Annotated in this window: 13 protein-coding genes and 1 pseudogene; 6 read left to right on the top strand and 8 right to left on the bottom strand. The window is 67.8% G+C overall.

Annotated features, from left to right (window positions below; translation table 11 throughout):
- Positions 1 to 24 precede the first annotated feature (24 nt).
- Positions 25 to 1,665, bottom strand: coding sequence for an ABC1 kinase family protein (locus AC6CHL_RS11215; protein WP_498294384.1), 1,641 nt, complete (start codon positions 1,663 to 1,665; stop codon positions 25 to 27).
- Between the two features lie 182 nt (positions 1,666 to 1,847).
- On the opposite strand from AC6CHL_RS11215, the gene AC6CHL_RS11210 reads away from it, so the two are divergent.
- Positions 1,848 to 2,786 carry a DUF808 domain-containing protein gene (locus AC6CHL_RS11210; RefSeq protein WP_038691709.1) on the top strand — a complete coding sequence of 313 codons (939 nt, stop codon included), beginning with the start codon at positions 1,848 to 1,850 and terminating at the stop codon, positions 2,784 to 2,786.
- A 15-nt stretch (positions 2,787 to 2,801) separates the two neighbouring features.
- Here AC6CHL_RS11210 and AC6CHL_RS11205 read toward each other — a convergent pair whose 3' ends face one another.
- Genes AC6CHL_RS11205 through AC6CHL_RS11195 form a run of 3 tightly spaced genes read right to left on the bottom strand, consistent with a single transcriptional unit; the run spans position 2,802 to position 5,616 of the window.
- Positions 2,802 to 3,464 (bottom strand): hypothetical protein, encoded by a 663-nt coding sequence (locus AC6CHL_RS11205; protein ID WP_498294383.1) that lies wholly within the window; start codon positions 3,462 to 3,464, stop codon positions 2,802 to 2,804.
- Between the two features lie 10 nt (positions 3,465 to 3,474).
- A complete protein-coding gene (locus tag AC6CHL_RS11200) occupies positions 3,475 to 3,996 on the bottom strand; it encodes an RNA polymerase sigma factor (RefSeq protein WP_478070535.1) in 522 nt (173 codons plus the stop codon).
- A gap of 57 nt (positions 3,997 to 4,053) precedes the next feature.
- A complete protein-coding gene (locus AC6CHL_RS11195) occupies positions 4,054 to 5,616 on the bottom strand; it encodes a GGDEF domain-containing protein (RefSeq protein WP_038685757.1) in 1,563 nt (520 codons plus the stop codon).
- Positions 5,617 to 5,763: 147 nt separating this feature from the next.
- On the opposite strand from AC6CHL_RS11195, the gene AC6CHL_RS11190 reads away from it, so the two are divergent.
- Positions 5,764 to 6,399 carry a Rossmann-fold NAD(P)-binding domain-containing protein gene (locus AC6CHL_RS11190; protein WP_038685758.1) on the top strand — a complete coding sequence of 212 codons (636 nt, stop codon included), beginning with the start codon at positions 5,764 to 5,766 and terminating at the stop codon, positions 6,397 to 6,399.
- Positions 6,400 to 6,594: 195 nt separating this feature from the next.
- On the opposite strand, the gene AC6CHL_RS11185 is transcribed toward AC6CHL_RS11190, so the two are convergent.
- The 4 genes from AC6CHL_RS11185 to pdhA are packed head-to-tail and all read right to left on the bottom strand — an operon-like array spanning position 6,595 to position 10,486.
- Positions 6,595 to 7,992 (bottom strand): dihydrolipoamide acetyltransferase family protein, encoded by a 1,398-nt coding sequence (locus tag AC6CHL_RS11185; protein WP_498294382.1) that lies wholly within the window; start codon positions 7,990 to 7,992, stop codon positions 6,595 to 6,597.
- Positions 7,989 to 8,342: an SH3 domain-containing protein gene (locus AC6CHL_RS11180; RefSeq protein ID WP_038685760.1), complete on the bottom strand. Its 354-nt coding sequence runs from the start codon at positions 8,340 to 8,342 to the stop codon at positions 7,989 to 7,991. Before AC6CHL_RS11180 ends, AC6CHL_RS11185 begins: the two co-directional genes overlap by 4 nt.
- Before the next feature lies 1 nt (position 8,343).
- Positions 8,344 to 9,411 carry an alpha-ketoacid dehydrogenase subunit beta gene (locus AC6CHL_RS11175; RefSeq protein ID WP_141057826.1) on the bottom strand — a complete coding sequence of 356 codons (1,068 nt, stop codon included), beginning with the start codon at positions 9,409 to 9,411 and terminating at the stop codon, positions 8,344 to 8,346.
- Positions 9,404 to 10,486 (bottom strand): pyruvate dehydrogenase (acetyl-transferring) E1 component subunit alpha, encoded by a 1,083-nt coding sequence (gene pdhA, locus AC6CHL_RS11170; RefSeq protein WP_038685762.1) that lies wholly within the window; start codon positions 10,484 to 10,486, stop codon positions 9,404 to 9,406. Before pdhA ends, AC6CHL_RS11175 begins: the two co-directional genes overlap by 8 nt.
- Before the next feature lie 335 nt (positions 10,487 to 10,821).
- On the opposite strand from pdhA, the gene AC6CHL_RS11165 reads away from it, so the two are divergent.
- From AC6CHL_RS11165 to AC6CHL_RS11150, 4 genes and pseudogenes are all read left to right on the top strand, one after another.
- Positions 10,822 to 11,700 (top strand): tryptophan 2,3-dioxygenase, encoded by an 879-nt coding sequence (locus tag AC6CHL_RS11165; protein ID WP_038685763.1) that lies wholly within the window; start codon positions 10,822 to 10,824, stop codon positions 11,698 to 11,700.
- 241 nt (positions 11,701 to 11,941) lie between these two features.
- Positions 11,942 to 13,444 (top strand): peptide MFS transporter, encoded by a 1,503-nt coding sequence (locus tag AC6CHL_RS11160; protein WP_038685764.1) that lies wholly within the window; start codon positions 11,942 to 11,944, stop codon positions 13,442 to 13,444.
- An 8-nt stretch (positions 13,445 to 13,452) separates the two neighbouring features.
- Positions 13,453 to 14,061, top strand: coding sequence for a thioredoxin family protein (locus AC6CHL_RS11155; protein WP_463601862.1), 609 nt, complete (start codon positions 13,453 to 13,455; stop codon positions 14,059 to 14,061).
- Positions 14,062 to 14,156: 95 nt separating this feature from the next.
- Positions 14,157 to 14,424 (top strand): annotated as a pseudogene (locus AC6CHL_RS11150) (IS3 family transposase); the annotation flags it as partial.

Below are 14,424 nucleotides of genomic sequence, written 5' to 3'. Positions count from 1 at the left end.
GAAGAAATGCGATGCAGCGCGGCATCATCGATGGCCGCGCTCTTCCTTCGAACGCGCACGGCGATCAAAGATCAGCGCGCTGAGGATGATGCCAAGGCCTAATGCCACGCCGATCAGCATCAAGGTGAATGCGATGGCCGGATACCCGAACAGGTGCCAGCCGGTATCCACTTTCATCATCATCGCTGCGGCAAGAATCAACGCGGCGGTAACAATGCCGGCCGACACGCGGTTGGCGATCTTCTGCAGGTTTTCCATCAGCCGCGATTCTTCCAGCCCGGTCACTTTCATCTGCAGGCGGTTCTCGGCCAGCAGGGCAAGGATGTCGGACATCTTGCGCGGCCCTTCGCGCAGCAGCTGCTGTATCTCCATGGCTTCGCTGGCCAGGTTGGCCGCCGACAGCGATTTCTTCAGGCGCGCACGCATCACGTGCTGCAGCTGTTTCTCCACGATGCGGCGGGTGTCCAGGTCGGGCGACAGCAGCCGGCATACCGTTTCCAGGTTCAACAGCGCCTTGCCGAGCAGGCTCAGTTCCGGCGGCGTGCGCAGCCCGCTGGCAGTGGCGATGCGGACCAGGTCGAGCACCACGCGGCCTTCGGAGAAACTGGTGTTGGCGGCATAGCGTGCAATCATCTGCCCGGTTTCGCGCAGGTAGCGTTCTTCGTCGAACGATTCCAGCCGGGTACTGATGCCGATGATCTCATCGGCCACTTCCTCGCCACGCCCGTCCACGGCGGCGAACAGCAGCTTGAGCAGGCGCTCGCGCAGGCGCGGTGGCATGTGCGCGACCATGCCCAGGTCGAAGATCGCCAGGCGACCCTGCGGGGTGACGCGCAGGTTGCCCGGGTGCGGGTCGGCATGGATTTCGCCATGCACGAAGATCTGGTCGATGTAGCCGCGGATCAACGCGGCGGCCAGCGGTGCCATCGGTTCTTCGGTGCGGCGCACATCGGGAATCATGTCCACCCGCACGCCGTTGGCCAGCTCCATGGTGAGCACGCGGTGGCTGCAGTAGTCCCAGATCGGCTGCGGCACCCACAGCGGCTTGAACGGCTTGAGGTGCTGGCCGAAGCGCTGCAGGTTTTCTGCCTCTGCCTGGTAGTCCAGCTCCTGCATCAAGGTCTTGGCGAACTCGTTGAGCCAGTCGCGCAGGCGTACCCGGCGGCCCACCTGGGTGAGATGGTCGGCGGCCAGCGCGAAACTGCGCAGCACCTCCAGGTCCGAGCGCAGCTGCGCGGCCACTTCCGGCTTCTGCACCTTTACCGCCACCTCGCGGCCATCATGCAGCTGCGCGCGGTGGACCTGCGCAATGGAGGCGCACCCCAGCGGCACCGGGTCGAAGCTGGCAAACAGCTTGGACACCGACGCGCCCAGCTCCTGCTCGATGATCTGTACAATGCGCTCGACCGGAATCGGGGCCACCTTTTCCTGCATGCGTTCCAGCGCGGTGGCAAATTCCACCGGCACCATGTCCGGGCGGGTGGACAGCATCTGCCCCAGTTTGACGAAGGTGGGGCCGAGCGATTCCAGGTCGGTGACGAACTGCTCCGGATTGCCCTCCGGCGGGATGTCGTGCACCGCGCGGGCGTCCAGGTTCATGCCCGAAAACACCCCGGAGTTCCGGTAACGCAGCAGCAGGCGCAGGATCTGGCTGCGGCGGTTCATGCCTTTTACCAGCGATGGCGAGCCAGGGGCGACGGGCGTGGTATTCAAGCAGGGCTCCAGGACGGGTGTCCTCGGCAGTGTGCGGGCGGGGAGGTAGTGGGGCGGTGAATCCGCAGGCATCTACCGCGAACGGGCCAGGATCGGGCAGAATCCACGCTTCCCGCTTGATCTATTGGATTGCCATGGCCGGTGCCAGCCTGTTTGCGTTGCTCGATGACATTGCCACGCTGTTGGACGACGTGTCGGTCCTGACCAAGGTCGCGGCCAAGAAAACCGCCGGCGTGCTGGGCGACGACCTGGCGCTGAACGCGCAGCAGGTTACCGGGGTCAATGCCAACCGCGAGCTGCCGGTGGTGTGGGCGGTGGCCAAGGGCTCGCTGGTGAACAAGGCGATCCTGGTGCCGGCCGCGCTGGCGATCAGCGCGCTGGAAGCCTGGCTGCGCGGCAAGGGTTACCCGGTGCCGATCGTGGTGCCGCTGATGATGATCGGCGGCGCGTTCCTGTGCTACGAGGGCGTTGAAAAGCTGGCGCACCGCTTCCTGCATTCCAAGCAGGAGGACGAACAGCACAAGGCCGAACGGGTCAAGGCGCTGGCCGACGAGAAGGTCGACATGGTGGCCTGGGAAGGCGAAAAGGTGAAAGGCGCGGTGCGCACTGACTTCATCCTGTCGGCCGAGATCATCGTCTTGTCGCTGGGGGTGGTCTCGGCCGCCCCGTTCCTCAACCAGGTCACCGCGCTGGTGGTGATCGCGCTGGCCATGACGGTGTTCGTCTACGGGCTGGTGGCCGGCATCGTGAAGCTGGATGACCTGGGCTTGTACCTGTCGCGCAAGGGCGCGGGGCTGGCCGCATTCGGCCGTGGCCTGCTGATCGCCGCGCCCTGGTTGATGAAGTTCCTGTCGGTGGCCGGCACCGCGGCGATGTTCCTGGTGGGTGGCGGCATCCTGGTGCACAACGTGCCGGCGCTGCACCACGCCGTGGTCGGCCTGGGTGGCGAAGGCCAGTGGGGCTGGCTGATCAACGCGCTGGGCAACATGGTGGTCGGCGTGATCGCCGGTGCGATCGTGCTGGCCGCGGTGATGGGGTTCCAGAAGCTGCGCGGCAAGAAAGCGGCGCACTGACAGGCGCGCGGTCTGTCAGCCGCCGTTCCAGTCGCGCAGCGCCTCCAGCTCGGCGCGTGCGCGGGCCAGGCGACGCCCGGACAAGGCATCGATCGCGCGCTGCAGGCGGGGTGACGCCGGGGCCTGCCGCTGCCAGCGCCGGGCCAGGAGCAGCAGGGCGGTCATCAGCGCCGCCCCGGCCACCAGCGAGATCAGCAACGCGCGTGCGGCGAAGGCGGACAGGTCGATGCCCCACGCCTGCCACGCCACCAGCACCGGCACCGCCAGCCACAGCCAGCACCAGGGCAGCCCGAGCAGCAGTTCGCTGGCGGCGGTCTGCATGCGCAACACCGCCAGTTGCCGGGACTGCTGCAGCACCGGCTGGTCGGGCTGCAGTTGCCCGCGCAGGTGCAACCGGGCCGCGCTGACGATGATCACCGCCACGCAGTAGACGTGCAGCGCCACGGCGCTGAGCATCACCGCCAGCGGTGGCTGCTGCCACCACACGCTGCCGCAATACATCGACAGCCCCAGCCAGAACAGCAGCTGCACCACCTGCAGTGCACTGAACGCCGACAACTGGCGTTGCGCGGCGTACTGCCGGTGGCGGCGCCAGCTGTTCAAAGCGGCGGTGGCCTCGCTGTCGTCGGCATCGCCGCCGGCCTGGTGCCACAGCTGCTTGAGTGGATCGGTATGCATGACGGTGGCCTCAGGCGGTGGGGTCGAAGCGCGCGCGCAGCTGCTGGCGCAGGCGGTGCAGGCGGGTGGACACGTTGGCGGTGCTGATGCCGAGAATGTCGGCGATCTGGCGGTGGTCGTGATCGTCCAGGTGCAGCAGCATCAATGCGCGGTCCAGCGGCGGAAGCGCGCGGATCGCACCCTCCAGCTGCTGTACGGCGTGCTGCTGTTCGGCCGGTGCACCCTCGTCCACCGGCAAGGTGTCTTCATCCAGCGCGGCGTGATGGCGCTGGCGCAGTTGCTGCCGGCGCACCTGCGAGATGGCCACGTTGAGCGCGACCCGGTACAGCCAGGTGGAAAAGCGGGCGCGTGCCGGGTCGAAGCTGTCGAATGCATCCCAGGCCTGCACGCTGATGTCCTGGATCAGGTCGAGCCGGTCTTCCTGGTGCGCGCAGTAGCCGCGTGCGATCTTCAGCACGATGCCGCGGTGCTGGTCCAGCAACGCGGCGAAGCGCAGGCGCGGGTCGTGGGCGGCAGGGGTGTTCATGTCCATACCAGGGTGATTCGCACGGAGGCGGCCGTTATCACAGCGCCTCGGCGGGCATGCCGGTCACCGGGGCGCGTCGGCCGCCTGCACGCGGTTCTTGCCGACCCGCTTGGCCGCATACAGGGCCGCATCGGCGCGCCGCAGCAGGCCATCCACCGGTTCGCCGGCGTGCCATTGCGCCACCCCGGCGCTGAAGTGCACCGGCACCCGCGTGTCGTCCAGCTGCAGGGGGCGCTGGGCCAGCGAGCGCTGCAGCCGCAGCAGGGTGGACATGCTGTCGGCGGCCGGTGTTTCGGGCAGCAGCAGCACGAACTCATCGCCGCCGATGCGGGCGATCGCATCGGTGCTGCGCAGGTGCAGCTGGCAGACCGCCACCAGGTGGCGCAGCACGGCATCGCCGCCGGCATGGCCGTGGGCGGTGTTGGTCTGGTGGAAGTCGTCCAGGTCGATCAGCGCCAGGGCCAGCGGGTGGCCATGGCGGCCCGCCCGTGCCAGCTCGCGGTCGACCAGTTCGTCGAAGCCGCGGCGGTTGAGCGCCCCGGTCAGCGGGTCGGTGCGGACCAGCCCGGACACATCGCGCAGTTCCTGCTCCAGCTCGGCGATGCGTTGCTCGGCCTGTTCCACTTCGCGGCGTGCATTGCCCAGGTGGTCGCGCGCCTGCAGTGCCTGCTCCTGCACGCGGCCGGTGTCCTGCAGCACGCCCTGCAGCAGCTGGCTGAGGTCGGCGATGCTGCGCGCTTCCTTCAGGGCCAGCGCATAACTGCTGATCCGGTCGTGGTACTCGCCGGTGCTCACGGCCATGCCGTCGAGGCGCTCGATGAAGCCGCCCATCAGGCCCTTCATGGCCGCCTTGGATTCGACGATGCCCTGTTTGAGCAGGCCCTGCTTGTAGATCACTTCGCGCAGGTTGGCGCGCGCCTGGTCGACCGAGTCGCGGTCCAGCGGGCCGCTGATCAGCTGGCGCACCGCATGCACCTGCCCATGCAGCCAGCTGCTGTCATCGAGCAGCTCGCCGATGTTGTCCAGCAGCAGGTCGAACAGGCTCAGCAGCAGTTCCTGCTGTTCCTGCCAGCCATCGCTGCGCACGCCGATCTGGTGGGTCAGCTCGCGCAGGCGCAGTTCGATCGGTTGCAGCGGCTGGCCGGGGTGCCAGTGGCGCAGGTCGGCGGCGATCTGCGCCGGCTCCTCCCGCAGCTCGGGCATGTTCTGCAGCAGGCTGGCCACGGTCACGCCCAGCGTGTGCCGCAGCAGCTCGCGCAGGCGCAGGCTGTCGGGCTGGCCGTCGGGGCTGTCCTGCTCGATGGTGCGGATGTACTTGTCGATCAGCTGGCGCATCGCGCGGCCGTAGCTGACCCAGTCGGCACTGCGCTGGGCCGACTGCAGGCGCAGGCCCATGTCGCCCAGTTCGCCGGGCAGGGTGGACATGCCGTTGGCGAAGGCCGCCAGCAGCGGTTCGGGGCTGTCGATGCCGGCGAACAGGCGCTGCAGCATGGCGCTGGTGCCGCCCTTGGGGCCGGGCGCGTCCACGCTGGCCGTGTCGATCACCCGGCTCTCCACCTGGCGCCGCGACAGCAGCCGGCCCACGGCGGTGCCGGGGCTGGGGGGAGCGTCGTGCGGGTCGGTCATGCGCGGATCCTTGGCGGGTCACCGGCGGGGCAGCCGGGCGGGTGGAAGAGGTTGGAACAGTATCGGCGCGGTGCAGGCCGGCTTGAACGCGGGAGGGGCACGGCAGCTGTGCCACGATGGTAGGCAATCTGACGGTGGGAGCGTGCGATGAAGGTGATGCTGGTGGGGGCAACCGGGCTGGTGGGCGGGCAGGTGCTGCAGCAGCTGCTGGATGACCCGCGTTGCGATGCGGTGGTGGCGCCCACCCGGCGGCCGCTGGCGCATGCCGACCCGGCCCTGCACAACCCGGTGGTCGACTTCGAGCGGCTGCCGGTGGACGCACCCTGGTGGGCGGTGGATGCGGTGATCTGCGCGCTGGGCAGCACCATCAAGCAGGCCGGCAGCCGCGCGGTGTTCTCCCGGATCGACCACGACTACCCGCTGCAGGTGGCCACCCTGGCCCAGGCCCACGGCGCGCACGCGTTCGTGCTGAATTCGGCGATGGGCGCCGACCCGCAGTCGCGGATCTTCTACAACCAGGTCAAGGGCCGGCTGGAACAGGACCTGCGCGGGCTGGGCTACCGCTCGCTGACGCTGGTACGCCCCGGCCTGATCGGCGGCGAACGCAGCGAACGCCGCACCGGCGAGCACCTGGCCAGCGTGGTGCTGGGCGCGCTCGGCCCGGTGCTGCCACGCGCCTGGCGGATCAACCCGGCGGTGAACATCGCCGCGGCCATGGTGGAGGCGGCGCTGGCCCCGCGCCCGGGCGTCCAGATCGTAGGCGCAGCAGACCTGGCAGGGTAGAGCCGACCGTTGGTCGGCTGCAGGAAACCCAACCGGAGGTAGAGCCGACCGTTGGTCGGCTGCACGGTATCCGGAGGAGCCGGCCAGCGGCCGGCACTACCGGGTGCGGAAACAACAACGGCCACCTTGCGGTGGCCGTTGTCGTATCCGTCATTGCCCGCCGACCAACGGTCGGCCGCTACCCGCCCACGTAGATCAGCTGGCCAGCGCCAGATCATCCAGCATGGCCCGCAGGAAACGCGCAGCTTCACCGCCGGTAGCCGCGCGGTGGTCGAAGGTGACCGACAGCGGGATCACCTTGTGCGCTTCCACGCCGCCCATCACCGGGGTCATCTGGTGGCGGGCACGGCCGGCACCGACGATGGCCACGCACGGCGGCACCACGACCGGGGTCGCGTAGCGGCCGGCGAACATGCCGAAGTTGGACAGCGAGATGGTGTAGCCGCTCAGCTCGGACGCGGCGATCGAGCGCGATTCCACCTGCTCGCGCAGGCGGTTCACGCCCTCGCGGATGCCACGTGCGTCGAGCATGTCGGCGTTGCGCAGGGCGGGCACGAACAGGCCGTCGTCGGTGTCCACCGCGATGCCGATGTCCACCTGGTTGTGCAGCGTGCGGGTGAGCGCATCGCCGTCGAACCACGCGTTCAGGGCCGGCACCTTCTGGCAGGCCACCACGATCGAGCGCACCAGGCGCGCGGTGACGTCGTTGCCCGGCACCCAGGCGTGGATGTCGGCGTCGTCGTTGAGCGTGGTCGGCACGACCTTGCTGTGCGCATCGGCCATGACCCGCGCCATGTTGCGGCGCACGCCCTTGAGCGGTTCCGGCTGGCCCTTGGCCACCACGCCCGGCGGCTGGGTGCGCATCGGGCGACCGGCGGCCGACAGCGGCGTACGCGATTCGGCGGCGCGCGCCACCGGTGCCGGTGCAGCTGCAGCCGGAGCGGCCACGGCGGCGCGTGCCGGCGCAGCGCCGACCTTGGCGCTGCCATCGGCGGCGGCCTGCTTGACGTCGGCCATGGTTACCGCGCCATCGGTGCCGGTGGCACGCACCCGGGTAAGGTCCACGCCCAGCTTGCGCGCGGTGGCGCGCACGGCCGGCACGGCCTTGACCCCGCCCACGGCGACGGCCTGTTCGGCGTGCACGGCATTGGAGCTCTGCATGGCGCCAACCACGGTGCCGGCGTCATCGCGCTCGGCGCCGGGCTTGGCAATCTCGCCCCCGTTGTCCGACGCCACCACCCTGTCCGGCTGCGCGGCCGCGGTCTGGCCGGTGCTGGGGGTGGGCGACGGCGCGGCGTGCCCGTGGCTGTGGCCGGTGTCCTGGCCATCGGCGCGCTGCGGCATGTTCGGGTCCAGTTCGAACTGGGCCAGCACGCTGCCGGTGGGAATGATGTCGCCTTCACCGCCGGCCAGCGCCAGCACCTTGCCGGAGAACGGCGAGGGCACTTCGACCACGGCCTTGGCGGTCTCCATGGACACCAGCGGCGCGTCGAGCGCGATCACGTCGCCTACCTTGACGAACCACTCCACGATCGTGGCGTCCGGCAGGCCTTCGCCGAGGTCGGGCAGGTGGAAATTCTTGTTCTCACTCATGTGCAGTTCTCTTCCAGCAGTTCGAGATCGCGGGCCGGCAGCCAGCCCGTCGCGCCGTTCGCGCGCTCGGACCACCACCAACCACCGTGTTCATGATGCAGTTTGACCAGTTCACCGCTGTCCACATCCAGTTCGCGGGCGTCATAGTCGCGCAGGGCTTCTGCGCGACCTTCGTCCAGCAACTGCAACCACGCCACCGGTGCCCAGCCGGCACGCCCGTCATCGGTGCGTACCCAGGCAAACGCCGGCCATTCCTCGTCACGAACACCCAGTTCGACGATCTGGCCGGTGCGGAACCGGAGCGGGTTGGGGTACTGGCTGCGGTACGGGCCTAGGAGGCGGGCCCGCACGTCAGCCTGCCGCAATGGCGCGTTTGGCCGCGCTGACGATCCGGTCCACGCTCGGCAGGTACTTCATTTCCAGGCGGAACAACGGAATGTGGGTGTCATAGCCGGTGACGCGCTCGACCGGTGCCAGCAGGTCGTACAGCGATTCCTCGGCCAGGCGCGCGGCGATTTCCGCACCGAAGCCGGCCGTCTTCGGCGCCTCCTGCACGATCACGCAACGGCCGGTCTTGGCCACCGATTCGGCGATGGTGGCAAAGTCGAGCGGACGCAGCGTTGCCACGTCGATCACTTCGGCACTGATGCCTTCGCCGGCCAGCTTGTCGGCCGCTTCCAGCGCTTCCTTCACCTGCGCGCCCCAGGTCACCAGGGTCACGTCGGTGCCGTCGCGCAGCACGAAGCACACGTCCAGCGGCAAGGCTTCGCCGTCATTGACGACCACTTCCTTGTACTGGCGGTAGATGCGCTTGGGCTCCATGTAGATCACCGGATCCGGTTCGCGGATCGCGGCCAGCAGCAGGCCATAGGCGCGCTGCGGCGAGGACGGCAGCACCACGCGCAGGCCCGGCACGTTGGTGAAGATCGACTCGTTGGCTTCGCTGTGGTGCTCCGGCGCGCGGATGCCACCGCCCCACGGCACGCGCAGCACCATCGGGCAGTGCAGGCGGCCACGGGTGCGGTAACGCAGGCGCGCGGCGTGGCAGATGATGTGGTCCACCATCGGGTACATGAAGCCGTCGAACTGGGCTTCTGCCACCGGCTTCATGCCCTGTGCGGCCAGGCCGATGGTCAGCCCGGCGATGGTGGTTTCATCCAGCGGGGTGTCCAGGATGCGGTCGGCGCCGAAGCGCTGCTGCAGGCCGGCGGTGGCGCGGAACACGCCGCCGTTGACGCCCACGTCTTCGCCCAGCACCAGCACCGACTTGTCGTGCTCCAGCTCCCAGGCCAGCGCCTGGGTGATGGCTTCGATGAGGGTGATCGGGGTGGTGGTCATGATGTCTTCTCCGCGCGCGACGGCGGCGCTGTCGGCGGCGTTGGTCTGCGCGCTGGAGGCGCCGTTCTTGATCTCATCCATGGCGCTGCTCCAGGGCGATCGCCTGCGCACGCTGGGCCAGCAGGTCCTGCGGCGGATCGGCATACAGGAAGTCGAACATCGCCTCCACCGGCTGCACCGGAGTATTGAGGTACAGGTTCACTTCTTCGTCCACGCGCTTGCCGCACTCGGCGGTCCAGGCGGCTTCCTCTTCCTCGCTCCACACACCGGCGTTGGTGAGGTACTTGCGCAGGCGCAGCATCGGCTCGCGCTGCCAGGCATCCTTCACTTCGGCGTCGTCGCGGTAGCGGCGCGCGTCATCGGCGGTGGTGTGGTCGGACAGGCGGTAGGTCATCAGTTCCAGCACGGTGCCGCCGTCGCCGGCCAGCGCGCGTTCGCGCGCCTGCAGCATGGCGGCCATCACCGCGATCAGGTCGTTGCCGTCCACCTGCAGGCAGAACAGGCCACCGGCCAGCCCCTTCTGCGCCAGTGTTTCGGCGCCGGTCTGGGCCGAACGCGGAACCGAGATGGCCCAGCCGTTGTTGACGATGCACAGGATCAGCGGGAGCTTGTAGGCACCGGCGGAGTTCAGGGCAGCGTAGAAGTCGGTCTTGGAGCTGCCGCCATCGCCACACACCGCCACCGCGATCTGCTTTTCGTTGTTGAGCTTGAACTTCAGCGCCGCGCCGGCCGCATGCAGGCACTGGGTGGAAATCGGCACGCAGAACGGGAAGTCCTTGGCCGCGTTGCCGCCGTAGTCGTTGCCACGCTCGTCGCCGCCCCAGTACATCAGCACGTCGTGCGGGCGCACGCCACGCATGAACATCGCGCCGTACTCGCGGTAGGACGGTGCGAACACGTCGTCCTTCTGCATCGAGGCGCCAATGCCCACGTGCGCGGCTTCGTGGCCCAGGCAGGCCGCGTAGGTACCCAGCTTGCCGGTGCGCTGCAGCGCGATCGACTTGCCGTCGAACACGCGCACGAACAGCATCTGCTTGAACATCGGCAGCAGCGCGCGTGGATCGCGCAGGGCCTCGGGCAGGTCATCGCGGACGAGCGTGCCGTCCGTGTCCAGGTACTGCAGGTATTCGATCTTGAACTCAGCGGCAACCGTCATTGCGTACTGCACCTTCGACAGGAAGTTACAAATGATATGAATTGCCATGTTAAGGAAGGCGTACGAAAAAGCCGTCCTGCGGCGCAGCAAGTGTCCCGGTGGACAATACGCCCATATACCCCGTAAGGGGCGCGAAATGCCAATGACTGCAACGTATTCAGTTGCTGCAACCGGGCATGAGCGGCGGTTGCCGGGGCAGGGCGGGTGGCCGCCGCCGCCGGTCTGCCCGCGCAGAATCCGGGCCCGCCCCGGGCACCACACGGCGGCGCATGGCGCCCGCCGCCCGGGAGCGCATGCTGTGCGCTACCCTTTGACCCCCTCATTTGGCCCACGCCATGTCCGTCGAGAAGAACCAACGCGACCTCGAAGCCGGTATCCACACCGATCTGCAGGGGCGCCTGACCTACGGCGGCTACCTGCGGCTGGACCAGCTGCTCAGCGCCCAGCAGCCGCTGTCCAACCCGCCGCACCACGATGAGATGCTCTTCATCATCCAGCACCAGACCTCCGAGCTGTGGCTGAAGCTGCTGGCCCACGAACTGCGCGCGGCCATCGGCTTCCTGCAGCGCGACGAGGTCTGGCAGTGCCGCAAGGTGCTGGCGCGCAGCAAGCAGGTGCTGCGCCAGCTGACCGAGCAGTGGTCGGTGCTGGAAACCCTGACCCCGTCCGAGTACATGGGCTTCCGCGATGTGCTGGGCCCGTCCTCGGGCTTCCAGTCGCTGCAGTACCGCTACATCGAGTTCCTGCTGGGCAACAAGAACGCGCAGATGCTGCAGGTGTTCTCGCACGACCCGGCCGGCCAGGCGCAGCTGCAGGAAGTCCTGGACGCACCCAGCCTGTACGAGGAATTCCTGCGCTACCTGGCCCGCTTCGGCCACCCGGTGCCGGCCGAGTACACCGGCCGCGACTGGCAGCAGCCGCACGTGGCCGACGACGCCCTGCACCCGGTGTTCGAGCGGATCTACCAGAACACCGACCGCTTCTGGCGCGAGTATTCGCTGTGCGAGGACCTGGTGGACCTGGAGACCGCCTTCCAGCTGTGGCGCTTCCGCCACATGCGCACGGTGATGCGGGTGATCGGCTTCAAGCGCGGCACCGGCGGCTCCAGCGGGGTCGGCTTCCTGCGCCAGGCGCTGGAGCTGACCTTCTTCCCGGAGCTGTTCCAGGTGCGCACCACGATCCGCAACGACGACCCGATGCCGCCGGACGCCTGAGTCCGCGCGGGCACCGATCGCCCTATTCATCATGACGCCCGGATGACCACGGGGCTGCCCGCAGCCCCCGCCGTTGCTGCGCTGGCGGGCGATCCCCGACGGTTGCAGGTGCAAGTTCAGCGAGCATGCCGCCACCTGCACGGATCAGCGTGTATTTGACGTGAACGCCGTTGGTCTGGGATTCTCCCGCGCTGTTCGCACATCGGACGTGCATGTCTTCCACCGAACCCAGGAATCCCGCATGAGCGTAGACGCCGCCGCGAAATCCGTTCCCGACCCGGCGCTGCCGGATTTCAAGACCACGCTGGGCCATCCGCGCCCGTTGTGGATGCTGTTCATGACCGAATTCTGGGAGCGCTTCGCGTTCTACGGCATCCGCTGGGCGCTGGTGCTGTACATCGTGTCGCAGTTCTTCGAGGGCGACTCGGCCGGCCAGGCTGCCGCCAGCCGCACCTACGGTGCCTATCTGGCGCTGGTCTACGCCGCGGCCATCTTTGGCGGCTACGTGGCCGACCGGGTACTGGGCTACCAACGCTCGATCCTGACCGGTGCGGTGATCATGGCCGCCGGCCTGTTCATGGTCGCCATGCCGAACAAGGAAGTGTTCGAGCTGGGGCTGGCCACGATCATCATCGGCAACGGCCTGTTCAAGCCCAACATTTCCACCATGGTCGGCAAGCTGTACGGCCTGAAGGATGAACGGCGCGACTCGGGCTTCACCATTTTCTACATGGGCATCAACATCGGCGCGATGATCGCCCCGGTGCTCACCCAGTACCTGGCCGAGCGGGTGTTCGGCACCCAGGCGATGCCGTCCTACAAGATGGTCTTCATCGCCTCGGGCATCGGCATGCTGATCAGCCTGGCGTGGTTCTACGTCGGTCGTGCCGGCCTGAAGGGCATCGGCGCACCGCCGGTGGGCGCCGAAGGGTTCGGCCGCATCATCATGGTGTTCGTGGGCGCGATCGTCGCCATCCCGGTGGCCTACTTCCTGCTGTCCACCGGCGCCACCGCGCTGGCCTGGATCCTGGGCGTGATGTTCATCGCGCTGGGCGTGCTGCTGCTGGTCGAAGGCATCCGCGAGGGCAAGGTCCAGCGCGACCGCGTGATCGCCATGCTGATCATCTTCGTCTTCAACGTGATGTTCTGGATGTTCTTCGAACAGGCCGGCAGCTCGTTCACCTTCCTGGCCGATGAGATCGTCAACCGCCAGCTCGGCGGCTGGACCTTCCCGACCGCGTGGTTCCAGTCGGTCAACTCGGTGGCCATCATCACCCTGGCCCCGATCATTGCCTGGATCTGGATCAAGCTGGGCCGCGCCAATCCGTCGATCCCGCGCAAGTTCGGCCTGGGCCTGCTGTTCAACGGCGCGGCCTTCGCGCTGCTGATGCTGGCCCTGTCGAGCATGGTGGTGGACGGCAAGATCCCGTTCTGGACGCTGTTCATGGTCTACGTCATCCAGTCGGTCGGTGAGCTGTGCCTGTCGCCGATCGGTCTGTCGATGGTGACCAAGCTGGCCCCGGTGCGCCTGGTGGGCTTCGGCATGGGCGGCTGGTTCCTGTCCACCGGCATCGGCAACAACCTGTCGGGCATCTTCGCCGGCGTGGTCAGCGGCGAAGGCGGCATGACCGTGGAATCGGCCCTGAAGGGCTACACCTTCGGTTTCTGGGCGTTGATCATTTCCGGTGCGCTGCTGTTCCTGCTCGCCCCGCTGATCAACAAGCTGATGCACGGCGTCAAGTGAGGTCGGTGATGCGCATGTACGCATGGGGTGGTGCGATGATCGCGGCCGGCCTGCTGGCCGCCTGCTCGCCGTCGTCGGCGCCTGCCACCGCGCCTGCGCAGCCGGTGGACACCACCGAGCAGAAGGCGCCGGTCGCTGATCCCAGCGTACCGGTGGCCTCGGGCAATACCCCGGCCGCGGCGGATGTCGCCGCCGTGGCGGCGCTCAACGCGCAGTTCGACCCGGCCCGCGATCCGGTCGCCGACCTGGCCACGGCCAAGGTCGAGGCCCAGCGCGGGGGCAAGCGGATCGTGCTGGACGTGGGCGGGGAGTGGTGCTCGTGGTGCCACCTGATGGATGCCTTCATCGAGGGCGATGCGGAGATCCGCAGCTTCCGTGACGCCAACTTCGTGTGGATGAAGGTCAACTACAGCGAAGACAACGAGAACGCGGCGTTCCTGTCGCAGTTCCCTGCGATCAAGGGCTACCCGCACCTGTTCGTGCTCGACGCCGACGGCAAGCTGCTGCACTCGCAGTTCACCGGCGAGCTGGAGGCCGACAAGGGCCAGCCGAAGGGGTACAACCGCACGCGGTTCTTCGCCTTCATGAAGGACTGGGCGCCCGCCAAGGCGCCGTGACCGGAGAAAAAGCCGCGGATTCCGCGGCTTTTTTTTGGTTCTTGACCCGTCCTGAATTGGGTTGACACCTTTTCCCACAGGAAGAGGAATGTTCAATGGATTCAACACTCAGGCGCAGCCAGCGGGATTACTCGTTGGCCTTCAAATTGTCGGTGGTCGACCAGGTCGAGCGCGGGGAACTGACCTACAAAAAGGCCCAGGAGCGATACGGGATCCAAGGAAGGAGCACTGTGCTTGGCTGGCTTCGCCGCCATGGTCGGCAGGATTGGTCCGGTGGTGCATCATCTGCCCCCATGACCACTTCACCCAAAAGCGGGGCGGGCAAGCCGCTGACGCCGGAACAACAGATCAAGGCCTTGCAGG

The sequence above is a fragment of the Stenotrophomonas sp. GQ19 genome, from assembly GCF_059758695.1.
This window is presented reverse-complemented; position numbering and strand designations above follow the sequence as displayed.